At 23.7% G+C, this 24,104-nt stretch carries 24 protein-coding genes, 1 other RNA gene and 2 pseudogenes; 10 read left to right on the top strand and 17 right to left on the bottom strand.

Annotated features, from left to right (window positions below):
* Nucleotides 1-8 precede the first annotated feature (8 nt).
* From ACQH20_RS05435 to ACQH20_RS05420, 4 genes are all read right to left on the bottom strand, one after another.
* Nucleotides 9-2,573 (bottom strand): hypothetical protein, encoded by a 2,565-nt coding sequence (locus ACQH20_RS05435; RefSeq protein ID WP_425376794.1) that lies wholly within the window; start codon nt 2,571-2,573, stop codon nt 9-11.
* Entirely contained in the window at nt 2,503-3,807 is a 1,305-nt protein-coding gene (locus tag ACQH20_RS05430; RefSeq protein WP_425376793.1) for a hypothetical protein, read from the bottom strand. The genes ACQH20_RS05435 and ACQH20_RS05430 overlap by 71 nt, the downstream gene beginning before the upstream one ends.
* Nucleotides 3,808-3,954: 147 nt before the next feature.
* On the bottom strand, nt 3,955-4,131 hold the full coding sequence (locus ACQH20_RS05425) for a hypothetical protein (protein ID WP_425376792.1): 177 nt from the start codon (nt 4,129-4,131) through the stop codon (nt 3,955-3,957).
* Complete coding sequence (locus ACQH20_RS05420) at nt 4,119-4,442, bottom strand: hypothetical protein (RefSeq protein WP_425376791.1); 324 nt, start codon at nt 4,440-4,442, stop codon at nt 4,119-4,121. Before ACQH20_RS05420 ends, ACQH20_RS05425 begins: the two co-directional genes overlap by 13 nt.
* A gap of 155 nt (nt 4,443-4,597) precedes the next feature.
* Between ACQH20_RS05420 and ACQH20_RS05415 the strand changes: the two genes are divergently transcribed.
* Complete coding sequence (locus ACQH20_RS05415; RefSeq protein ID WP_425376790.1) at nt 4,598-5,542, top strand: IS30 family transposase; 945 nt, start codon at nt 4,598-4,600, stop codon at nt 5,540-5,542.
* On the opposite strand, the gene ACQH20_RS05410 is transcribed toward ACQH20_RS05415, so the two are convergent.
* Complete coding sequence (locus ACQH20_RS05410; protein WP_425376789.1) at nt 5,484-5,708, bottom strand: hypothetical protein; 225 nt, start codon at nt 5,706-5,708, stop codon at nt 5,484-5,486. The genes ACQH20_RS05415 and ACQH20_RS05410 overlap by 59 nt on opposite strands.
* Nucleotides 5,709-5,875: 167 nt before the next feature.
* On the opposite strand from ACQH20_RS05410, the gene ACQH20_RS05405 reads away from it, so the two are divergent.
* Nucleotides 5,876-7,114 (top strand): IS256 family transposase, encoded by a 1,239-nt coding sequence (locus tag ACQH20_RS05405; protein ID WP_425377590.1) that lies wholly within the window; start codon nt 5,876-5,878, stop codon nt 7,112-7,114.
* 26 nt (nt 7,115-7,140) lie between these two features.
* On the opposite strand, the gene ACQH20_RS05400 is transcribed toward ACQH20_RS05405, so the two are convergent.
* The 3 genes from ACQH20_RS05400 to ACQH20_RS05390 all read right to left on the bottom strand — a co-directional run bounded on the left by ACQH20_RS05400 (nt 7,141) and on the right by ACQH20_RS05390 (nt 9,146).
* Nucleotides 7,141-7,302: a hypothetical protein gene (locus ACQH20_RS05400; protein ID WP_425376788.1), complete on the bottom strand. Its 162-nt coding sequence runs from the start codon at nt 7,300-7,302 to the stop codon at nt 7,141-7,143.
* A gap of 134 nt (nt 7,303-7,436) precedes the next feature.
* On the bottom strand, nt 7,437-7,859 hold the full coding sequence (locus ACQH20_RS05395; RefSeq protein ID WP_425376787.1) for a hypothetical protein: 423 nt from the start codon (nt 7,857-7,859) through the stop codon (nt 7,437-7,439).
* A gap of 906 nt (nt 7,860-8,765) precedes the next feature.
* Nucleotides 8,766-9,146: a RidA family protein gene (locus ACQH20_RS05390; protein WP_425376786.1), complete on the bottom strand. Its 381-nt coding sequence runs from the start codon at nt 9,144-9,146 to the stop codon at nt 8,766-8,768.
* A gap of 519 nt (nt 9,147-9,665) precedes the next feature.
* Here ACQH20_RS05390 and ACQH20_RS05385 point away from each other — a divergent pair.
* The gene (locus tag ACQH20_RS05385) at nt 9,666-9,980 is read left to right on the top strand and encodes an HU family DNA-binding protein (protein ID WP_252320859.1); all 315 of its coding nucleotides are present in this window, start codon (nt 9,666-9,668) and stop codon (nt 9,978-9,980) included.
* Here ACQH20_RS05385 and ACQH20_RS05380 read toward each other — a convergent pair.
* The gene (locus ACQH20_RS05380; protein WP_338959369.1) at nt 9,977-10,438 is read right to left on the bottom strand and encodes a Holliday junction resolvase RecU; all 462 of its coding nucleotides are present in this window, start codon (nt 10,436-10,438) and stop codon (nt 9,977-9,979) included. The genes ACQH20_RS05385 and ACQH20_RS05380 overlap by 4 nt on opposite strands.
* Nucleotides 10,439-10,514: 76 nt before the next feature.
* Between ACQH20_RS05380 and ACQH20_RS05375 the strand changes: the two genes are divergently transcribed.
* The 5 genes and pseudogenes from ACQH20_RS05375 to ACQH20_RS05355 all read left to right on the top strand — a co-directional run bounded on the left by ACQH20_RS05375 (nt 10,515) and on the right by ACQH20_RS05355 (nt 13,621).
* Nucleotides 10,515-10,832 (top strand): DivIVA domain-containing protein, encoded by a 318-nt coding sequence (locus ACQH20_RS05375; RefSeq protein ID WP_338959370.1) that lies wholly within the window; start codon nt 10,515-10,517, stop codon nt 10,830-10,832.
* A 29-nt stretch (nt 10,833-10,861) separates the two neighbouring features.
* Nucleotides 10,862-11,211: RNase P RNA component class B (rnpB, locus tag ACQH20_RS05370), an RNA gene on the top strand.
* Nucleotides 11,212-11,259: 48 nt separating this feature from the next.
* On the top strand, nt 11,260-11,721 hold the full coding sequence (locus tag ACQH20_RS05365) for a CinA family protein (RefSeq protein ID WP_425376785.1): 462 nt from the start codon (nt 11,260-11,262) through the stop codon (nt 11,719-11,721).
* A 53-nt stretch (nt 11,722-11,774) separates the two neighbouring features.
* A pseudogene (gene recA, locus ACQH20_RS05360) lies at nt 11,775-12,685 on the top strand (recombinase RecA); the annotation flags it as partial.
* Between the two features lie 426 nt (nt 12,686-13,111).
* Nucleotides 13,112-13,621, top strand: a complete 510-nt coding sequence (locus ACQH20_RS05355; protein WP_425376784.1) for a hypothetical protein — start codon at nt 13,112-13,114, stop codon at nt 13,619-13,621.
* A 282-nt stretch (nt 13,622-13,903) separates the two neighbouring features.
* Here the strand turns inward: ACQH20_RS05355 and ACQH20_RS05350 are convergent, their stop codons facing one another.
* Both ACQH20_RS05350 and ACQH20_RS05345 read right to left on the bottom strand, forming a co-directional pair.
* Nucleotides 13,904-15,673: a ribonuclease J gene (locus tag ACQH20_RS05350; protein ID WP_425376783.1), complete on the bottom strand. Its 1,770-nt coding sequence runs from the start codon at nt 15,671-15,673 to the stop codon at nt 13,904-13,906.
* 178 nt (nt 15,674-15,851) lie between these two features.
* Nucleotides 15,852-17,966, bottom strand: coding sequence for a polyribonucleotide nucleotidyltransferase (locus ACQH20_RS05345; RefSeq protein ID WP_425376782.1), 2,115 nt, complete (start codon nt 17,964-17,966; stop codon nt 15,852-15,854).
* A 104-nt stretch (nt 17,967-18,070) separates the two neighbouring features.
* Between ACQH20_RS05345 and ACQH20_RS05340 the strand changes: the two genes are divergently transcribed.
* Nucleotides 18,071-18,397, top strand: coding sequence for a rhodanese-like domain-containing protein (locus tag ACQH20_RS05340; RefSeq protein ID WP_425376781.1), 327 nt, complete (start codon nt 18,071-18,073; stop codon nt 18,395-18,397).
* 10 nt (nt 18,398-18,407) lie between these two features.
* Here the strand turns inward: ACQH20_RS05340 and ACQH20_RS05335 are convergent, their stop codons facing one another.
* The 4 genes from ACQH20_RS05335 to ACQH20_RS05320 all read right to left on the bottom strand — a co-directional run bounded on the left by ACQH20_RS05335 (nt 18,408) and on the right by ACQH20_RS05320 (nt 20,645).
* On the bottom strand, nt 18,408-18,806 hold the full coding sequence (locus ACQH20_RS05335; protein ID WP_338959176.1) for a hypothetical protein: 399 nt from the start codon (nt 18,804-18,806) through the stop codon (nt 18,408-18,410).
* A 38-nt stretch (nt 18,807-18,844) separates the two neighbouring features.
* Nucleotides 18,845-19,660, bottom strand: a complete 816-nt coding sequence (locus ACQH20_RS05330) for an NAD(+)/NADH kinase (RefSeq protein WP_425376780.1) — start codon at nt 19,658-19,660, stop codon at nt 18,845-18,847.
* A 23-nt stretch (nt 19,661-19,683) separates the two neighbouring features.
* Nucleotides 19,684-20,079 carry a Spx/MgsR family RNA polymerase-binding regulatory protein gene (locus tag ACQH20_RS05325; RefSeq protein ID WP_174481244.1) on the bottom strand — a complete coding sequence of 132 codons (396 nt, stop codon included), beginning with the start codon at nt 20,077-20,079 and terminating at the stop codon, nt 19,684-19,686.
* Nucleotides 20,080-20,468: 389 nt separating this feature from the next.
* Entirely contained in the window at nt 20,469-20,645 is a 177-nt protein-coding gene (locus ACQH20_RS05320) for a hypothetical protein (protein ID WP_425376779.1), read from the bottom strand.
* A 6-nt stretch (nt 20,646-20,651) separates the two neighbouring features.
* Here ACQH20_RS05320 and ACQH20_RS05315 point away from each other — a divergent pair, with 6 nt between their 5' ends.
* Nucleotides 20,652-21,830 (top strand): IS3 family transposase, encoded by a 1,179-nt coding sequence (locus ACQH20_RS05315; protein WP_425376778.1) that lies wholly within the window; start codon nt 20,652-20,654, stop codon nt 21,828-21,830.
* A 444-nt stretch (nt 21,831-22,274) separates the two neighbouring features.
* Here the strand turns inward: ACQH20_RS05315 and ACQH20_RS05310 are convergent.
* Both ACQH20_RS05310 and ACQH20_RS05305 read right to left on the bottom strand, forming a co-directional pair.
* Nucleotides 22,275-23,219: pseudogene (locus tag ACQH20_RS05310) on the bottom strand (IS30 family transposase).
* A gap of 73 nt (nt 23,220-23,292) precedes the next feature.
* Entirely contained in the window at nt 23,293-24,057 is a 765-nt protein-coding gene (locus ACQH20_RS05305; protein ID WP_425376777.1) for a hypothetical protein, read from the bottom strand.
* Between the last annotated feature and the right edge of the window lie 47 nt (nt 24,058-24,104).

The following is a 24,104-nucleotide window of genomic DNA, read 5'->3' as shown; positions in this document are numbered from 1 at the left end:
ACTAAAATTTATTTAAAAAACACAGTTTTTAGGAAAGTCCCTTTTCTTGTTGTAGAACAACTACTTAATTCAAGATTAAATCATTCTTCTGTTTCATATTCATAACTTAAATATACATCTACACTTTTATAATATCTTTTTAAATCATTAAAAGTTTTAATTAATAATGTAGGGTCTAAATAATCTTTAAAATTAATATTTACTTCTAATGGTTTAATTTTAGATACTACATTTTCTACTCATTTATTATAATCTCATATTAATTTATCTTTTGTATGATTAAATATATGTGTTTGGGGTATATTAACTTCTATACTTGGATTTTTTGGAATTATTACAATTTGTTTTGCTATATTTTGAGGACTTGGTGGTAATATTTTTGCTGGATAACTAAATGTAGTTTCTTCACTTTCTGAATATTCATCATGATTTAATTTATATAAAGTTGTTCAATTAAAAGCATTACCAGTTAAATAACCCATATTATTATATCTAAACTGTGCAACTGATATTTCATTATAATCACCTTGATAAGTAAAAGGATTATCACTATAAAATGTATGTCTTTCTTCACCTTGATGTAAACTTTGAGTAACAATTGTATCAATAATATAAGCATAATTTGAACCATTAATAACTCCATTTGCTGTTGGATTTCATTGACATTCAGTATCTTCATTAGTTAATGGTGAAGCAATATCTAAAAATTCTGTATCTTCTGCCATTATATATACTTTATCATCTATTATATGATTAAAAATTTCTTTTGTTTTCTTTTGTGATAAATCAACTGTACTTATTTGTTCTTTTACTTCTAACTTTTTACCAGTTTTAGCATCTCATGGATAAACACTAACTCTATCACTTAATTTCATAGTCATAGCAGTTGTTGAAACATTTGCACCTAATAATTTACCAATAGTAAAATCATTATCATTTGTAAATGCATTTAAAGGAATTAAACCACCATTACCAATAATACTTTCTAAATTACTTGTAAAAAATGCACTCATAAAACCATTAAAATATAACATTTTTTTATATTGTTGAGCATTTTGAGTAATAACTCAACTACTTCATATACCTAATGTTAAAGCATTTAATAATTTACCAATTAAAGGAATATCACTTAATGCAAAAGGTAATCATTGTTGACTATCATAAGGCATTTGTATTAATGGACTAAATACAACTGAATTAAAATTTAATATTGCTGACATATATTTTTGACTTATTTTTGAATAATCAACAGTTGGACTTCCTATAATTAATCCAGATTCTGGGTCTTTATATTTAAAATTACTACTCATATCAACATTATAATTACCAGTTAAATTATTTATATTTCATTCACTATCTCAAAAGAATTTTGCTTCTCCTACTGATGTACCATTACTTAATCTTTCTTTATCTTTATCAAATGCTAACATACCTTTAAAATATTTTGTTACAAATAAATTATCTTGAAAATTTAATGAAGTTTTTAATCATTCTGTAAAATTTTTAAAATTAGTAAATCCAGTAGGTGTTGCATTCATTATATTATAAAATGTAGTTTCTGGATGACTATTTGTTGTTATTTTATCATTTATACCAGCAATTAAACCACCATTATTTTTAATATTAGTTGTAGATTTTTCATTATTACCAGCAATAAATAATCTTCTTGAAGCAAATACTTTACTTTCAAATATTTCTTCATTATTTTGTTGTATAGGTTCTTGTCCTTGAATTATTGGTCTTCCATAATAATAACAACTTGTTAATAATTCTAATCCATAACTTTGTCTATGACTATAACGTACACCAATATCACGCATTAAAGTACGATTTAACGTTACTTTTCCTTGTTCAATAGTTGGGAAAGCATAACCACTACCTGGTGAAGCATACTGTACAAAATCAAGTGTATTTTGACCAGTAGAAACTACTCTATCATTTAAACTACTAAAAGTTAATACTTGCATACTAAATGCACCATTATAAGGACTATAATAATTTGTTACATTTGAAATATATAATAATTGTCTATCTTGATTTTTACCACTATTACCACCAATATTTTCATTTTCATCATTAAATACACAAAAAAATTGTAAATAATCATCAATTGTAATATGTTCTTCAAACATAACTAAAGTATATTGTCTTTTTGTTTGTACTGTTTTAAATATTTGATTATTTGGTAAATTACTAAAATCAACACCACTTGTATCATCAATTAAATAAGCATTTCAATAATCACCTATTTTATATTTTTTTGTATAAAATTCATCTTGACCACTCGGTTTATGAGTTATAGGGTCAATTTTACCTTTATTTTTTTGATATATTTTTGTACTATTTTTTCAAATACATACAACTGGAGTAGTACCAGTTAATATTAATTCATATTGTCCAAAATCACTTATTTTACTATTAATTGGTTTATAACCAGTTTCAGTTAAAGGAATTGCTCCATTATTAATAACAAATGGAAATATTTTTCAATAACTACATCTTTTAATTAGCAATTGTTGTCTTTTTAATTGAATGTGTAGATGTTTCATTAATTGAATTTGTTGATGTATCATTTTCATTTTCTCCTAATAATTTTATTTCTTCTTTATCTTCTTCTTTTATTTCTTTATAATGTTTTTTTGCTTGTTGTTTTGTTACTTCATCTAATTCAGCAATAGCTTGTGTATATGACATTGTTCTATCTGCTAATCTTTGACTAATCATTTCTTGTTTTAATAATTGGTCAGTCATAGCAATAGGTAAAAATTTAAAACTATAAGGTCTATCACCAATACCATCTCATAATTTTTCATGAATTAATAACATATCAAAAAATCTATAAAAATAATATGAATAATGACTTATTTTAGTTTCTGTTGTTTCCATATCATTTTTATTATTAAATAATGATTTAGTTTTATTTTCATAATTTACACGAGAAAATTCATTATAATCATATCCAGCACCATTTCATATATCTTTTCCTAAATCATCTTTATCTAAAATATAATTACTAGCATTAAAATCACCTTGTATAACTTCCATACCACCAGCACCAGATTTATTATATCCAGCAGTACCAACATTAACTACAATATTTTTTTTAGGATTATCAATAATTTTTCCATGTTCAATCATATTTTTAACAGTTTCATTATCAAATGCACCAAATAATGTTGTAACATTTAATTCTCTATCAACATTTCTTTGAGTATAAGATTTATGATAATATTCAATTAAATTTCAAACTGGATAAGTATCTGGATATGCATTTAAAGTTGTTGAATTACCATAAAAATTAACCATTGGTAAATTTGTTATTTCTAATATTGGTAAATAATTTCAAGGATTTTTAATCTCATAACTATATTTTGGTATTAAATTAGGTTTTAATTTTGTATGTGCTGTTCCTAAAATAATTTCTTTTTCATTTTTATTATCATTTTTATAAGTTTCAAATCTTATTTTTCCATTTTCAGCAATTACTCAAGTTAATGTTGCACTATCTGCTTGTTCATTTATAAAAAAGAATTCTGCACATTGTTCTTCTTCATTATATTTAGCAACTCTACCAGCAAAACTATTAGGTAATACTTTTAAACTTGTACTATTATCTTTATAAATAATAGGCATTATATATACTTTTCCAAGTAAACTTTCTTGTATTCCAAATTTATATAATTTTTCAAATCATTTATCACTAATAATTTTATTAGTAAAATATTTTAAAATAGTTTCTTTTTCACTATCAAATAATAAACCTTTACCTAATCATAATTTAGTTGATTTTTGGGGACTTTGCAGCAATCTGTGTAACTTAGTGATTTTACAACTAAAATTTATTTAAAAAACACAGTTTTTAGGAAAGTCCCGATTTTTGAGCAATTCTCATAGGAATATCACTATATCATTCTCTTCTATTACAAGAAAGATATTCTAATGGATTATTCATTTTTATCACTCTCCAAATTTATTTTTATTAATTAATAAATCATTATTAATATTATTAATTAATCATTTCATTTTATGCATTGAAGCATACATTCTTGCATCTCAACAATTATCATATAAATCAAGCATTTGTGGTTCATTATTTGAATTTTCTAATTTAGATTTTGCTAATCATTGCATTTTTGATAATTCTTAATGTGTATTAGGACATTTTTTTCAATTAATACTAATATACCTTTAATCATACAAATAGTATCTCAATCAATTCTATCTCTTAAATACATTGTAGTTTTATCTACTGGAGTAAAATGTAATCAATTTATTTTTCTTTTTTCTACTTCTTTTTTTAAAATATCAATAACTGCTAATCCACCACTACCATAATCAACATAACAAGTAAATCCAAATTTCATTGCTTGAAATTTAATACTTTCATCTAAATAATAATCAATAATATTATTTGCTAATTCATAAGTATCTTTAAATTGCATTATTGCATTACTATGATAAAATTCACTTTCTTGATGTATTCTTCTAGTTTTATCATTTTCACCAATAAAACCTGAATTGTAAAATTAAAAAGGACATTTATATAAAAATTAAATTGTGTTAATTCTATAATTAAGAAAAGAAAGGAATTAGCACAATGTATAATTATCTGACTATTGAATCAATAATAGCAATAAAAGAATATAAAAGTTATGAATTTTCAATTCGTAAAATAGCAAAAGCTGTTGATTATAGTAAATCAACTGTACATAGAGTTTGCAGATTATTAAATCAAAACTTATTACCATTAGAAATATTGAATCAAATTCAAAAAAAGAAGCAAAATGCAGGTAGAAAATTAATAATTTTAACTTTAACAGAAATTAATACTATTAATTATTTGTTAATTACTAAAAATTATGCGCTTGATATAATTGCTAATTTTTTAAAGGAAAATAAAATAAAAAGTATTTCAACAAAAACTTTATATAACATGTTTAAAACAAATCGAATGGGTTTTGATGAAAATAACTTATTGAGAAAAGGAAAAAATAAACCTCATAAACGAAAAGAAACTAGAGGACGAATTAATAATTGTAAATCTATTCATGAAAGAAATTTAATCATTCCTAATATTAAAAATATACAAGAATTTGGTCATTTAGAGGGTGATACTATCATTGGTAAAGATCATAAAAGTTCTATTATTACTTTAGCTGATATATGATCAAAAACCACAATTCCTTTAGTTTCTAAAAATCATAAAGCAGAAAATATTACAAAAAGTATAATAAAATTTATTTCAAAGTTACAAAAAGGAACAGTTAAAACTATTACTTTTGATCGTGGTAAAGAATTTAGTAAATGAAAATTAATCGAAAAAATTTGCAATGTTAAGATTTATTTTGCAGATCCTGGCAAACCTTGTCAAAGAGGTTTAAATGAAAATAATAATGGTATTTTAAGAAGATATTTACCAAAATCTACAGATCTATCTTTATATAAACAAAAAGACTTAAATGCTATAGCATTTCAAATTAATTCTACACCCAGAAAATCACTATCTTATAAAAGCCCAATAGACTTAATACAATTATTTTAAAAACTGTCCCATTTGTCCCATTTATATTTACAATTCAAGTTTCTAAAACTGTTTTAGTTTTGAATGTTTCATTAAAAGTAATATTATTAGTTTCACTTGAATATATAACCATTCCATTATTACCAATTCCAGCAGGGTCAATTCCAATAATTAAGTCATATTGCATTAATTAAGTTAACCTCTAATAACCGTTTTAATAATTTCTAAATCACAATTACATCAACAATATTTACATTCTTGGTAATGTTTAGTAATCTGTGTAACTTACAAAAATAACTATGTTTAATTAATTCTAGTAAATATAATTAAATGACTAGAAAGAGTGAGTTACAGATGGCTAAAAAGCAAAATATTAATAATAATGATCCAATATCAAAAGCAGTAGATTTATTATTAGAAAATACTGAAGATTTAACAACAGTTTTTAAAGAGGGAGGATTGTATAAAGAATTAACAAAAAGATTAGTAGAAAAAATGTTGAATTCTGAGATGCAAAATTATTTAGGATATGATAAGAATCAACATAGTAATAGTGACAATGCTCGTAATGGTATAAGTTCAAAAAAATTAATAACTCAACAAGGTAAAATTGAGATTGATGTACCACGAGATCGCAATAGTAATTTTAATCCTGTAATAGTTGCAAAAAGACAAAGAAGATTTGAAGGTTTTGATCAACAAGTTCTTTCTTTATATGCAAAAGGTATGACATTATCAGATATTAGAATGCAATTACAAGAGTTATATCATGGTGCTGATATTAGTGAAAGTGTTATTAGTCAAATTACTGATGATGTTATTGATGATGTAAAAGCATGGCAAAATCGACCATTAGAAAGTGTCTATCCGATTGTTTATTTTGATTGCATAATAGTGAAAGTACGACAAGATAAAAGGATTATTAATAAATCAGTTTATATAGCTTTAGGAGTTGATTTAGAAGGTAAAAAAGATGTTTTAGGTTTATGAATTAGTGAAAATGAAGGTGCTAAATTTTGATTAGCAAATTTAACAGAAATGAAAAATCGTGGCTTAAATGATATTCTTATTGCCTGCAGTGATAATTTAACAGGCATGTCAGAAGTAATACAATCAGTTTATCTTAAAACAGAACATCAATTATGCATAGTTCATCAAATTAGAAATAGTTTGAAATATGTCTCATATAAGCATAGAAAATCTCTAGTTGCAGATTTAAAACCAATTTATACTGCATGTAGTGAAGAACAAGCAATGCAGGCTTTAGAATCCTTTGAAAATAAGTGAAATAAACAATATCCTCAAATTGCTAAATCTTGATATAAAAATTGAGATAATTTAATTGTTTTTATTAGTTATCCTGCAGAAATTAAAAGAGTGATTTATACAACAAATGCTATTGAATCTGTAAATAGTCAATTACGAAAAGTTATCAGAAATAAAAAAGTTTTTCCTAATGATATGGCAGTTTTTAAAATATTTTATTTAGCAATTGAAAATATAACAAAAAAATGAACAATGCCCATTCAAAATTGAAATACAGCAATTGCTCATTTTATGATAAAATTTGAAGATAGAATTAATCTAAACTAGTACTTTGTAAAACAAAGATACACAGATTACATAAAAGCCTCACATTCTTCAATAAATTCTTTATGACCACAAACTAAATTATCTTTTTTTAAATCATCAATCAGTTTAATTAGCCCTATTTTAAATTCAATATCATCACTGTCTGGTATGCAAATCGTTCCTCTTTTAGTTAAATATTCTTTATTCATATTTATGCCTCCTACTTAACCTAATATTTAAAATACAGTCATAACAAATCGCTTTACTATTTTTATCTCTTAAAAAATATTTTCTTGTTTTTATATCATTAGTATTAAAGAATAAATAATCTAATTTATTTTGTTTACATGTTCAACAAAAATACTTTTTCATTATGAGTTGAAATTTCCTTATATGAAGTAACTATATAATTAATTGGTAAATCATCGTGTTTATATGGATTATTTATTTTAAAACTTTTTCTATTTTCTTCTCATGTAATGTTGTATTTAAAACATGGATTTGTAATATTAGTTTTGTTATCTGTTATTTCACCCATAAATCAACTATTATGCTGTTCATAAAATGTTAATGGTTCAAGTTTGATATCATTAAGATAATATTCTTTGGGTGTTTCTTGTTTATTAACACTTATTTTTTGGTCTTTAATATATGGTTCTAATAATTTTATTAATTCATTACCACTTAATTCTCTTTTAATATTTTCTAAATTAAAAACTCAATATGTGTAACTGTTATCAACAATAAAAGAATTATTTTTAATCATTTATTTTGGAAGCGATAATTTATATTCAACATAATCAATAAGAATAGATTGTGGTTTATCTTTAACAATTTGTTCTTTTTTAAATTCTATTTGCATAATAATCCTTTCCTAATATGTTCTGTTGCTTCTAGTATAAAGAACATATATTTTGATTTTTAGATTATTAATAATACTACTATTAGTTTTATTCATTCCATGAAAACTGGGCTCAAAAATAAATTGTGAAATTTTAAAAAGAAATCGAGGCATTCGATTCAATATTTATTTAATTTGTGTTAAACAAATTAATATTTTAATTGAACCTGCACCGCTCAATTTTTTTTACAAGTTTGAAATTTATTTTCTCGCCCAAAAAAAATTTTTTCAAAAAAAATAAAAAATAAAACCAACACTTGCTCACTTGGGAGTGGCAAGGTTGGTTAAATAAAGAATAGAATTAATATAGTAGGTTCCCTAAGCAGGTCTATATATACTAGTTTCCAATTCGCTCCCCCCCAAGGATTAACATTAAATGGTTAGTATATTTTATTAGGTATCACTCCACTTTTTATTTATCCATGCAAGTCCACATGCTAGCCACTATTTTGAACAACTGTGTTGTAGTTCACTTTTTTAGTTCCCTAACACGTGTTGATAATAGTATTAAAGAAAGTTATTAAAAATTTTAAAATTTTACAATTACAAAAAAAAGACAAGATTATTTCTTGTCTTTTCCTTAATAACATTGATAATAATTTTTATTTTTTTTAAATGTATATTTTTTAAAATACGTCGAATATAAATTTAAAAATTTAAGGATTAAAGAGAGTAATTTTGTCTAATTTTCATTTTTTTTAAAATAATTCATTTTTGGAAATAAGTTACTAATATAATAATTAATTATTTCGTAAATTTGACAACCGTCCATTATTTTAAATAAGCAATTGCTTCAATTTCAATTAATGCATCTTTGGGAATTCTAGCAACTTGAACTGCTGCTCTTGCTGGAGCGTGTGTACCAAATATTTCCTCATAAACTTTATTTATTTCAACAAAGTGATTTAAGTCTTTTAAGAAAATATTAACTTTTACAATATTATTTAAAGTAATATTAGCAGCTTCACAAATTGCTTTAATATTTAATAAACTTTGCTTAGTTTGTGAAGAAATGTCAGTGCCAATAAATTCACCTGTTTTACTATTAATTGGTAATTGTCCAGAAATATATAAAAAGTCACCTGCAATTATTGCTTGACTATATGGCCCAATAGCAGCAGGAGCATTAGGCGTATGGATAATATTTTTCATAGTTTATCACTCTTTCTAAAATTATTATGTTTTGCATCATTGAATATATTAGTAAAATGTAGCGTTATTTTTAAGTTATTTACCTGGTATTAAATAATTAATTAGTAATATAAAATTAGCATCATTAATTATTAAAACTTGAACAACTATAAATATATTTTACATGTTTTTCTTTTCATTTTTTTAATAATTATTTTTCATTTTAATATTTTTTCATTTTAATATTTTTTCATTTTAATTTTAATTAAATATTTATTTAATATTTTATTATCAGTATTGAAAATTAAATTTTATTTTTATTTTTTAACTTTTATAAGTGTAAAAAAATATTATTCAAATAATTTTATCATTTTTTTAGAAAAAAAAATACATTTTATGGTTCACTTTATAAAATGTTACTATATAATTTGATTACAGACCAGTAACATTTTTAAATTGGTTTGAAGATAACGTAGTTATAATAATATCTATAATAGACATTATAATTATAATTCTTAAAACATTAGGAGGAAATCTTTTATGGCAAAAAGTAATTCTAAAACAAAGACAGAAATTATTAAGATAGTGGCGCAAAAGTCTGACGTCACAATTGCCTTAGCGACTAATATTATTGATTTATTTTTTGAAGAGATAAAAGTTGAAGTTGCAAATGGTGGTAAAATTAATATACCAAAATTTGGAATATTTGAAACTATTATTCGTGAAGCAAGAACAGGTCGTAATCCCCAAACTGGTGAATCTATTGTAATTAGTGCTTCTAAAGCACCTAAATTTAAAGCGAGTTCTGAATTTAAAAAACATACTAATCAACAAACAGAAACTTTAGCTTCTTAAATTAAAAATTTTAAAAAATCAAGATAAAATGGATATATAATTTCTAATTTATATCCATTTTGTTCTACTTTTTTATATGTCAGTGCTTTTTTTTGAACTTTTAAAAATTTTAATTTTTCTCAAAAAACTAAAAAAAAGGCATTATGTTCTGAAAAATAAATAATAACAAAACTAATAGCATTAAGATAAAAAGCATTTTCTAAGTATTCAAGTTGATGTTTTTTAAAATTATTTCATGGTAATGTTAAAGACTTAGTACTTTTTGCTTCAAAACACAAATATTTACCATGATAAACTCCATGATAATCAACATTACTTTTTTCTTTAAAAATTTTATTGTTTTGATATAAAATTGATGGATTTTGTTTAAAAATTAGTGCTTGTTTTTCATTATTTATAATTTCAATAGTATAATTAATTATAGTTTCAAGAAACATTCCACGGTTAGCATAAAACATTATTTTAATTCCCCCTTACATATAGAATATTACTAACTTTGGAATAGTTTTCCTTTTAATTAAAGGAGGTATAAGTATGAATATTTGTAAAAAGGATATTATAGATAAAGAATTTACTGTTGATTATAAAGGCTATGATTCTAAAGAAGTAGATTTATTTCTTGATTTAGTAGCTACTAATTATGAAATACTAGAAGAATTTGTAAATAAACTAAAAAAGCAAAATGCAATTTTAGAAAATAATAATTACAAGTTACTTAAAGAAATTGATGTTTTAAAAACACAAATTTTAGTTTTAAAACAAGAAAAACAAAAATTAGAAGAAAAAGGTGTAGAAAATGTTGATATTATTACGAGGTTAAGCAAATTAGAAAGTATTGTACATGAAGAATAAATATGTTATAATTTTTTTCTAAAAGAATAAAAAATGAGCTAATCGCTGCATTAGTATGTAGAGGAAAGTCCACGCTCGCACTTTCTGTGATGAAAGTAATGTTTGTGTTAGAGAAAACAATAACTCTAAGCAGTAATTCTGACGGCTGACAAAAACCTAAGTTTTTTATTAAATAAGGTTCTAGTCTATAAAAGTGTCATAGAGACGAGTTTTAAGGAAACTTAAAAGCTGGAACGAGATAAACCCCACAAGCGAGAAACCCAAATTTAGGTAGGGGCATTGGTTTATTAGAAATGAATAATAAACCGAACTATTGTTTACAATAGTAGATAAATGGTTAGCACTTGCAAGAAGCAAGAACAGAACGTGGCTTATGATTTTTTTATTCTTTTTTTGTATTGTAAATTATTTGATTGAAGGTTTAAAAATGACTGAACTTTTAGTTTTATTAGAAAAATTTAATTTTAGAATTAGTTGTTGTGAAAGTATTACTGGTGGACTTTTTGCTCAAGAGATTACTAGTATTGCTGGTGCTTCTAAATATTTTAGTGGTGGTTTTATAACGTATACTAATGAATCAAAAATCAATATTGTTAAAATTAAAAAAACAACCATTGAAAAATATGGTGTAATAAGTAAACAATGTGCTATAGAAATGGCTTTAAATACACAAAAAATTTTAAAAACAAATATTGCTATTAGTTTTACTGGAAATGCAGGACCTAATGCTCTAGAAAATAAACCGGTTGGTTTAGTATATGTAGGTATTGTTATCAATGATAATGTTTGATGTGAAGTGTTAAATATTTTAGGTAATAGAAACGAAATTAGAACAACTATAGTAGCAAAAGCAGTAGTTATTTTTAAAAAAATTTTATTAAGTTTTTAAATTTTAAAAAGGAATTATCTTACAGAGTTATTAATATTTTGTAGGGTGATTTTATGGAAAAAAACATTAAAGAAAAAGAGCAATTATTAGAAAAGACCATTAAGCAAATTGAAAAAGAATTTGGCAAAGGTGCTATTATGTTACTAAGTGATAGTAGTATTGGCGATATTGAAGTTATTAGTTCAGCAAGTATATTATTAGATGATATTTTAGGTGTTAAAGGTTTTCCAAAGGTCGTATTATTGAAGTTTATGGACCAGAATCGGCAGGTAAAACTACATTAGCATTAATGGCTTTAGCAGAAGTTCAAAAACAAAATGGTAGAATAGCATTTATAGATGCTGAACATGCATTAGATCGTCAGTATAGTCAAAAACTAGGTGTTGATATTAGTCGTTTATTAATTACACAACCAGATTCAGGAGAACAAGCATTAGAAATACTAGATATTCTTGTTAAATCAGAAGCTTTAGATATGATTGTTGTTGATTCAGTAGCAGCATTAGTTCCACAAATTGAACTTGATGGTGATATGAATGATCAAACAATTGGTGCTCAAGCGCGATTAATGTCTAAAGCATTACGAAAAATTAGTGGAAGTATCGCAAAAACTAATTGTATTGTTTTATTTATTAATCAAATTCGAGAAAAAGTTGGTATTATATATGGTAATCCTGAAATAACACCCGGAGGAAAAGCATTACGTTTTTATAGTACAATTAGACTAGAAGTACGTAAAGGTGAACAATTAATCAAAAGTAATCAAATAATTGGTCATAAAATAAAAATAAAAGTTGTAAAAAATAAAGTAGCACCACCATTTAAAACAGCAAGTCTTGATTTTTGTTTTGAAGAAGGATTTTCAAAAATTAGTGAAATCATTACAATTGCTGTTGAGAAAGAAGTTATTAATAAATCTGGTGGCTGATACACTTATGAAGATGTAAAATTAGGACAAGGAAAATAAAAGCAAAAGAAAGTTTAGAAACAAATACTTTTCTTTTAGAACAAATGGGAGCGTGTCGAAGATGTCAATAACTAATCATTTTCAAAAATAAATACTTTCTTTTTTAAACCCTTGAATTAAAAATAAATGACAAAAGACGAGAATAAAAATCTTGTCTTTTTTTGTAATTGTAAAATTTTAAAATTTTTAATAATCGTCTTTAACGCTATTATCAACACGTGTTAGGGAACTAAAAAAGTGAACTACAACACAGTTGTTAAAAATAGTAGCTAGCATGTGGACTTGCATGGATAAATAAAAAGTGGATTGATACCTAATAAAATATACTAACCATTAATGGTAATTCTGAACATCTAGAATAAAGTAGACACAGAATTGTAACCTTTGTGTTAAAAATACTTTAAGGAAGGTGTTCATTTTTTTATGGCTAAATGACTATCAAAAGAAGAAAAGTTAAAAATAATAAAAATAAGTAAAATTAAAACAATTGATAAAACCGCATTAGAGTATGGTATTGGTCGATCATCAATAAAAGAATGAATTAAAGCATATAAATTATTAGGTGAAAAAGGTTTAAAATATGGCAATGGAATTCGTGCTAAAAAAACCAAAAGAACAGGTCAACCCAAATCTTTAAATTTTAATGAAATGACAAAACAAGAATTAATTGAATATATTGAGGCAATGAACGATATAAAAAAGTATTTAGAAAAATCGACAAAAAAGAAGAAATATTTTGTGATTTTCTCATTGAAGAAAAAATATCAGATTAGTTATTTATGTTGATTATTAAATGTTTCAAAATCAGGATATTATAAGTGAATTAAGAATGGAATGAATGAATTTAATAAATGAGATACATTTTTAGCTAATATAATTAAAAATATTTTTTATGAATTTCAAAATTTAGGGACTTTCCAGCAATCTGTGTAACTTAGTGATTTTACAACTAAAATTTATTTAAAAAACACAGTTTTTAGGAAAGTCCCAAAATTCAACCAAAACTAATATACCAGTTGAAGAAATTTTTTTATTACTTTCAAATTCTCCAGCAATAATTTTCATGTTTTTTTACTAAATGCACTATAAATTATTTTCAATAGTTTTTAGTAATTTTCTAAACTGGTTCTAATTTACTAAACATTATATAAATTTTAAAATTAGTTTAAATATGAAAAATTATATAAGTTAAGGTTAATGATATTATCGTTAACCTTAAATTTCATTAACAACTGTTAAAATCATAGGTAACTTACCAGTTTCTTTTTTAATATAATCTTGTAAGTCATTTTTCATTTTAGTCTTAACTTCACTAAGACTAAAAGCATTATTAGTTTTATATTTTTCAATAACATTAATAATAATGTTTTGCAATTTTTTCAACATTTCTTCATTATTAGTTAAATAAATAACACCACGCATTTGTGCATCAATTAAAGAAACAATTTCTTTAGTTTTACGATTTATTGTCACTCCTGTAATTAAAATACCATCACGTTGTAATTGTTTTCTTTCACTAATAACAATGGAACCAATATCACCAACACCAATACCATCTACATATACATCACCAGTTTTTATTAAGTTATCTGTTGTTTTATTAGTAGCATTTTTATCATTAAAACGAGAAGTACGTGCAACATACTGTTTAACAAAATTATCAATTAATTTACCATTTTCAAAAGTAATAACTTCACCATTATCATGAATTAAAGCATTGTTATGTAATACACCAGCATCAATGGCTGCTGCTTGTGCTGCTACAAAATCTTTATATAAACCTTTAACTGGTAAAAAATATTTTGGTTCAATAATATTAACCATTAACTTAATATCTTCATAAGAAGCATTTAAACTTCAAGCTTGTTTTTCTGATATATTAATAACTTTAACATCAGTACGTGCTAAGTCATCTAATAAGGCTGCATGAGCCAATTCATTTCCTGGAATTGGTGGAGTTGCTAAAATTATTGTATCTTGGGATTCAAGTTTTAAATAATCATCATTACCAATAGTAATTTTATTCATTCTAGTAAATAAACGCTCACCACTACCAGTAACAATAATTACTGTATCTTTAGTACCAATTGTTTGTGCTAAATTAATAATTTGTGATTTATCAATATTGAAAGCGTTTAAATCATTAACTTTTAATAAAATATCATATAAAGTTGCACCATAAACTGCAATTTTACGTTTAAAGTCAGTTTCTTTAATAGCATTAAGAATTTCACTAACACGATATAAATCTTGATCATAACATGCAAGAATAACTCTTCCTGGTGCTTCTTTTAATACTGGCTCAATAATAGTTTGAATTTTATGCTTAGGAGCTGTAAAAGCTTTTCTATTGGCACATGTTGCTTCACTAATTAATAATAAAACATCATTTTTAGAAACACTAGCTAAATGTTGAATATCAGTAGTAAAATCACTACGATGTTCACCATCAAAAATATAATCACCCGTATAAACAATTGTTTCATTTAATTTAATATTTTCACCATTATTTACAGTTAGAACAAAACCTAAACTACCTGGAATTGAAGTAGTTGTTTTAAATGTTTTAACAACAACATTACCAAATGATACTTTTTGTTCAGGTTCAATAGTTTTAATTATAATTTCATTTTGATTAATAAAACGAAAACGTTCTAATTTCTGCTTAATCATAAAATCAGTTAGTTTACTAGTAAAGATTGGAACTTTATACTCGGGTTTTATTTTATTAAAATCTTTTAAAATATAAGGTAGTGCTCCAAAAGCATCATCAGATGGTTTTGAAATAAATATACCTTGAATACGATGTTTATTTTCTTTTAAATATGTATAATCCGGAATAATAATATCAATTCCTAAAATTTCTCTTTCTGGGAGTCTAATGCCGGCATCAAATACAAATATCTTATCATTTACTTCAACAACATATAAGTTTTTACCACGTTCATCTAATCCACCCAGAGCAAATACTTTTATCTTTGCCATGTTTTCACCAGTTTTCTACTTTCTTTATTTTTATTTTATAAAATTTAATATCTTTGAAGAACATAAAAATTAAAACTTTAACTTAAATTCCCAAGATGCTGCTATATTATGTTATTAGAATTTTAACACTAATTTAATAATAAAACTGTAATTAATTTTCATTAAAAATAGTTTCAAATTATTTATCAATAATTTCTAAGCTAAGTTTACTATTATCTTCAACTTTAATTACTCGAACTTTAATTATATCATTGATTTTAACGACATTATTTAAATTATCAATACGTTTATTAAATTTTTTTGAAAATTCTGAAATATGAATTAAACCATCAATCTTATCTTGTAAATTAACAAAAACACCAAAATTAACAATTTTTACAACTTTACTATCAAATTCAGAACCGATTTTAATTTGAACAGGATTAACAATACTTTCAATAATTTGTCAAGCTTTATCAATGGCTGATTGTTCATTATGATAAATCATCAATCGTCCATCATCTTCAATATCAATTTTAACATTATCACAGTCGGTAATAATTTTATTAATAACTTTCCCACCAACACCAATAATATCACGAATTTTATCAATTGGAATTAACTTTTGAATAATTTTTGGAGCATTAGGTGCCAATGTAGTTCTAGGTTTTTTAATTACTTCATTCATGTTTGCTAATACTTGTAATCTCGCAATTCTGCCTTTTTCTAAAGCTTGTGTAATAATATTAAAATCAATACCAGTAATTTTAATATCCATTTGTAAAGCACAAATACCATTAACTGTTCCCGCCACTTTAAAATCCATATCACCTAAGTGATCTTCTAATCCTTGAATGTCAGTTAAAATTGTAAAATCTTTTTCTTCTTTAATTAAACCCATGGCAATACCAGCAATTGCAGCTCTAATCGGTACACCACCAGCCATTAATGCCATTGATGAAGCACAAATTGCTGCTTGTGAAGTTGAACCATTTGATGCTAATACTTCTGATACTAATCTAATTGTATAAGGAAAATCTTTTTCAAGAGGAATAATTTGTAATAATGCTTTTTCACCAAGGGCGCCATGACCAATCTCACGTCGTGAAGGAACACCCATTCTTCCGGTTTCACCAACAGAAAATGGAAAAAAATTATAATGATGAATAAAACGTTTATACTCTTCTTTACCTAATCCATCAATAATTTGATGTTCCGCAAGTGCACCCAAAGTTAAAACTGATAAAACTTGTGTTTCACCACGAGTAAACATTGCACTACCATGAACAATAGGTAAAACATCAATCATACTTGTTAATTTTCTAATATCATCTGCTTTTCGTCCATCAACTCGTACATTATTTTTTAAAATCATAGTACGCATTGCTTTTTGTAATAATTGATCAATACTTTTGCGTAAATTATGAATAGTTGTTTCTTCACCAACATTTAAAACTTCTTGATTAAATTTATTTTTAAAACTTTGAAATGTTTCTTCAACTAAATTTTTAATCAAGTTGCTTCGACTTTTTTTATCAACAGTAGTACTAATTTTACTAATTTGTGATTGACAATTTGTTTCTACAAATTGTTCAATATTAACAGGAATTAATGCTAACTGTGGTTTAAATTTATTTGGTTTTAATTTTTCAATGATACTTTCTTGAAAAATTATTAATTTAATAATATGTTCATGTGCAAATTTTAATGCTTTAATCATATCTTTTTCTAAAATATCATGACATCAAGCTTCAACCATATTGATGGCATCTTTTGTTCCACCAACAATCAATTCCATTTTTGAATTTAATAATTGCTCTTGTGTTGGATTAAGGACAAGTTCATAATTTATTTTACCAACAACAACAGTAGCACTAGGACCCTGAAATGGCAAACTACTTAATCCTAAAGCAAGTGAAGTACCAAAAGCTGCATTTACTCTAACATCACAAGCATCATCTAACGCAAAAACATTATTTACAACTTGCACTTCATTAACAAAACCTTTTGGAAATAATGGACGGATTGAACGATCAATTAATCTAGCACATAGTGTTGCATATTCACTAGGTCGACCTTCACGCTTTAAAAAACCACCTGGAATCTTACCAACTGAATATAACTTTTCTTGAAAAACTATTTGTAATGGAAAAAAATCTTGATTATTAATAACTTCATTATATGATACAGTTGTTAATACAACTGTATTTCCATAAGTAATTTTTACTGATTTTTCTGCTAAATTAGCCATTGTACCTAATTCAACAATTAATTCATATTTTCCTTCTTTAAAAAGGAATTTTTCTTTTAACATTATTTACTCCTTAGCTTCCATTTTTTGTCGCAACTATGAGCATTATAGCATAATAAAATGTTAAAATAAGTTATAGAACAATTTTTTTTAGGAGGTCATAACTTATGTTTAAACATAAAATACAAAATGAAATTTCAATTTCAAATAAAGACTTTGATAAAATTAAAAATAAAGCTTTAATTATTGATGTTCGTAATGTTGCTGAATATCAAATTTTAAAAAAAATAACAAATGATAATGGTGAACTTAATATTGTTAATATTCCTTACTATGATTTGATTAAAAATCCTAGTAAATATATTGAAAACAAAAATCAAGTGATTATAAGTATTTGTAATGCAGGAAATCGTTCAACTGCTGCTGCACTAACACTCAGAGAATTGGGCTATACTAACACTTATGTTTTAATTAATGGTATTTATGGATATTAAAAAAAATAACTTATTTCTCATTATTTAATTTAATAAGATCATTAATAGCAATACTTAAATTATTACAATAAGTTCCTAAGACTAAACTAACACTATCGTCTTGGTCTAAAATACCACGATTTTTAATTTTTTTAAGATTATTAAAATTAATTTTTGAATGATCAATAATCTCTACCTTAATTTTATTTGCTGTTGCTGTTGTCTCTTTAATATTATCAATTCCCCCTAAATCAACAATAAAATTTTGTAATTTAAATGGGAATTTTTGTGGTTTATTAATAGGTTTTGAACTACTTTCTTGTTGATTGCGTAATTTTTTAGCTGTACTAACATTTCATATTCAAATCCCAATACTAGCCACAGCAAATAACAATGCAATAACTAATAATACTATTTGTCAAATTGGCATGATTACCTTCCTTAATTAATATATTTTTAAATATTTTCTTAATCTTCTTGAATAAAAGCTTTTTTTACTTTAGCAAGTAAAGAATAATGATTAAGTCGATATTCTAAAACTTGTAACGTTAATTCTGATAATTTAATTGTTACCTTATCATTTAGTTTATCATTAAAATCAAAAGTATCAACAATTAATTTTCCAAAATCGCTCAATTTACTATCTTTTTGAATATTTTTCAAAGTAATTTCATGATTTTCATCCAAAATTAGTGGTGAATTTAAACTGCGATAACTATTATTAGCTACTGGAGCAATTTCATGAAATTGCATTAAGTTATGATTTGAAATTAAAACAGCACCACCAAGTGATTTCATTAAACCCGTCGAACCAGTTCTTGTTGCAATAACTAAACCAGAACCACGAAAGTTTTCAAATAATTGATTATTAATTAACACTTGACATGAAAAAGTTGTTGTTAAATTAACAAATTTAACTTCATTAATAGCATATAAAATCTTATGATTAATATTTACTTCTAATAATGAAAATTTATTTACTATTAAATTATTATCATTTTTATCAATTCACATTAATACTTTGTCAACTTCTGTGTTTAAAAAATTTTCATAAAAACCAAGATTACCACATTTAAAACTAACAAACTTAACAGTATTGAGCATATTATTATAATCATGAACAGCTTTTAAAAATGTTCCATCACCGCCAATAATAAAAACAATATCTGGAAAAGAAGTATCTTCAAGTGCTTTAAGGGCCAATAACTTGGCCCTTAATTCCTTAGCTAATGATTGAGAATTCTCATATTTATTAGCAATAATTGTAAATTTATAATTTTTCATCATGTATTCCAATCATATTTCAATTAAAATATTTCACAAGAATCTTCAAATTCGTTTTCAATAGAACCACGTAAAAATAATTCAATCTCGTCTTCATTATAACCAATTTGAATACGTTGTTTATTTTCTTGAACAATAATTGGACGTTTTAAAACAGTTGGTGAAGTTTTAATTAAATCAAAAACTTGTAACATTGTTAACTTTTCAATATTAATAGCATGTGTTTTAATAAACTTTGCTCTTGTTGAAATAATATCACCAACACCATTTGGTACAAATCTTAATAATAATTTAATTTCAGTATCGGTCAATGGATTATGGATAATATTACGTTTAATATATGGAATTTTATGTTTATCAAAAAATTGAATAACTTTTTTTGAAGACAAACAACTTGGCGAAACATATATTTTAATCATGACAATACCCCTCTTTGCTTTTAGACTACATTTGATTTAAATACTCTTTTTTAAAATTAATATTTTTTTATCTTTAAAAGATAAAAGTTAATAAACTCTACATTACTATAATAATATATATTTCCACACTATCTTTGACCAAACTTAGAAAATAAGTACATGAAAGACTTTTTCCGCTATATCCTTCACCCACAAATTATATCATATTATTTTTTGAAAAATAGATACTTTTATTCCTTAAATTTTATAAAAAAATTTAACATATATTTTACTATCAAATTTTATTAATAATTTGAATTATAATATAATGAAATTATAAAATTAAATTTTCTTTATTTTAAAGTAAATAATTAAAAATAAATAATTTTTATGCGTAAAAAAACAAGGACTTAACTAAACATGCCTATTCAAAATAATAACAGTAAATATTTTAAAGAATTCATAATTGGAACTATAATTAGTTCCACCGGAATATTATTAACTGGTCTTAGTTTATGAACATCTAGAATAAAGTAGACACAGAATTGTAACCTTTGTGTTAAAAATACTTTAAGGAAGGTGTTCATTTTTTTATGGCTAAATGACTATCAAAAGAAGAAAAGTTAAAAATAATAAAAATAAGTAAAATTAAAACAATTGATAAAACCGCATTAGAGTATGGTATTGGTCGATCATCAATAAAAGAATGAATTAAAGCATATAAATTATTAGGTGAAAAAGGTTTAAAATATGGCAATGGAATTCGTGCTAAAAAAACCAAAAGAACAGGTCGACCCAAATCTTTAAATTTTAATGAAATGACAAAACAAGAATTAATTGAATATATTGAGGCAATGAACGATATAAAAAAGTATTTAGAAAAATCGACAAAAAAGAAGAAATATTTTGTGATTTTCTCATTGAAGAAAAAATATCAGATTAGTTATTTATGTTGATTATTAAATGTTTCAAAATCAGGATATTATAAGTGAATTAAGAATGGAATGAATGAATTTAATAAATGAGATACATTTTTAGCTAATATAATTAAAAATATTTTTTATGAATTTCAAGAAATTTATGGTTATAAAATGATAACTTTATGAATTAACAAAATTTATAATTTAAAATTAAAATTTCATATTGTATATAGATATATGAAAAATATGAGTTTAAAAGCTAAGGTTCGCATAAAAAAAATTGATTATAGAACTAAATCAGGAAGTTTAAGATATGATAATTTATTAAAACGTGATTTTTCAACTACTAATTTAAATGAAAAATTAGGTACTGATATAACTTATTTATTAACTAATGGTAAAACATATTATTTATCAATTGTTAAAGATTTTCATAATAATGAAATATTAGATTATAAAATAAGTGCAAGTTTAGACATGACATTTGTTGTCCAAAACATTATCCAAGCTTGAGTTAATGCTCAAAAACCTACTTCATGAATTTTACAATCAGATCAAGGATTTCACTATACAAATCCTTCTTATAAAATTTTATGTGATGAATTAAAAATAAAAATTTCAATGTCTAGAAGAGGTAATTCCTGTGATAATGGTGCTACTGAAACTTGATTTGGAACAATGAAAACAGAATTTCTATATCAAATTCGAAGAAAAAATAGAACTATTGAATGAATACAAGACAACTTACCTAAATATATTTACTTTTATAATAATTATCGACCTCAAATAAAATTAAAAGGAATGAGTCCAATCGAATATCGATTAGCTCATTCCAAACCAACAAATAATTAGTTCATACCTAAAAATTTAACACTTACAAACGCTATTTTATAAAATTTAATAAAAGGTTACTTTTATTGTCCACTTTTCTTGACAAGTTCATACTTTATAAATATTTATCTTTTAAAGACAAATAAAATTTAATTTAAATACCTTAATAAATTAAACTGATCTTATAATTTTAATTGATTCTGTTGTTATATCAATACCAGAATCGTTAGATGTCATTATTTAGTGAAAATTTCCCACTGATTATCGAATAATAATTTCCTAAAAATAAAGTTATTTTATACTACCAAATATTTAATTTAAAAAATCTCTAATTAGAGATTTTTATTTTTTGAATATATAAACATATAAATTTTTAAATCGTTTGTCTATGAGCAAATTTGGTGTTTTAAAATTAATTTTTAAATACCTGAATTGTAAATATAAATGGGACAAATGGGACAGTTTTTAAAATAATTGTATTAAGTCTATTGGGCTTTTATAAGATAGTGATTTTCTGGGTGTAAAATTAATTTGAAATGCTATAGCATTTAAGTCTTTTTGTTTATATAAAGATAGATCTGTAGATTTTGGTAAATATCTTCTTAAAATACCATTATTATTTTCATTTAAACCTCTTTGACAAGGTTTGCCAGGATCTGCAAAATAAATCTTAACATTGCAAATTTTTTCGATTAATTTTCATTTACTAAATTCTTTACCACGATCAAAAGTAATAGTTTTAACTGTTCCTTTTTGTAACTTTGAAATAAATTTTATTATACTTTTTGTAATATTTTTTGCTTTATGATTTTTAGAAACTAAAGGAATTGTGGTTTTTGATCATATATCAGCTAAAGTAATAATAGAACTTTTATGATCTTTACCAATGATAGTATTACCCTCTAAATGACTAAATTCTTGTATATTTTTAATATTAGGAATGATTAAATTTCTTTCATGAATAGATTTACAATTATTAACTCGTCCTCTAGTTTCTTTTCGTTTATGAGGTTTATTTTTTCCTTTTCTCAATAAGTTATTTTCATCAAAACCCATTCGATTTGTTTTAAACATGTTATATAAAGTTTTTATTGAAATACTTTTTATTTTATTTTCCTTTAAAAAATTAGCAATTATATCAAGCGCATAATTTTTATTAATTAACAAATAATTAATAGTATTAATTTCTGTTAAAGTTAAAATTATTAATTTTCTACCTGCATTTTGCTTCTTTTTTTAAATTTGATTCAATATTTCTAATGGTAATAAGTTTTGATTTAATAATCTGCAAACTCTATGTACAGTTGATTTACTATAATCAACAGCTTTTGCTATTTTACGAATTGAAAATTCATAACTTTTATATTCTTTTATTGCTATTATTGATTCAATAGTCAGATACTTATACATTGTGCTAATTCCTTTCTTTTCTTAATTATAGAATTAACACAATTTAATTTTTATATAAATGTCCTTTTTAATTTTACAATTCAGGTTTTACCATTTTTGGTATTTTATATTCGCTTACTGAAATTTTTTCTTGAAATGAATTTATATTTTTTATAATCATATCTGTTGTATTTGAAACATTTTGTATTCGATTTTTTTGAATTTCAGTAAAGTAAAATATACAACTATTTAATGATTTTGTTACTAAATTAAATTCTTGTTTTTTAATTGATAATGTTTTTACATTATTTTTAATAATATTTTCATTTTTTAATTTATAATTTTTTAAATTTAATAAAAGAATTTCATAATTTTTATTTATATGTTTGATTTTTTCAACATTTTTTATTATTTTTTGATTTTTATTATAAAAACCAAGAGAAAAAACTATAATTAAACTATTTTTTCATTTACTAATTTTTTTTGAATTTAAGATTTGAATATTTTGATTATTTTTTGATATTTTTTCATTTATCTCTTTTACATCTCTAAATTTCATATACCAGTTGTTAAAAATTAAATTTTTATTTTTGCATTCAATTTGCTCAATGGGGTTTTTATATATGTTTTCTATTTTAGTATATATAAGATCAAGTAATCTAAGATTTTCTTTTATTTCAAAATTTTCATCTTCTAAACCATATAAAATTTTAGAAATGTTTTCTTTTATTTCATTTTGTTTTTTGAATTTTTTTTCTAACGTTTTTAATTCTTCATAAATTTTTTTCTTTAATTCATTTATATTAATAATTTTATTAATATAATCATTAAAAATAATTTTTTGATTTTCAATTGCCATAATTTCAACTTCTTTCAAAATAAAAACTCATTTGCTTTTTAACAAGA

The sequence above is a fragment of the Spiroplasma endosymbiont of Aleiodes alternator genome (assembly GCF_964031135.1).
GTDB lineage: Bacteria > Bacillota_I > Bacilli_A > Mycoplasmatales > VBWQ01 > Spiroplasma_E.
Note: the sequence above shows the minus strand (reverse complement) of the source record. Positions and strands in the feature narration are given on the sequence as shown.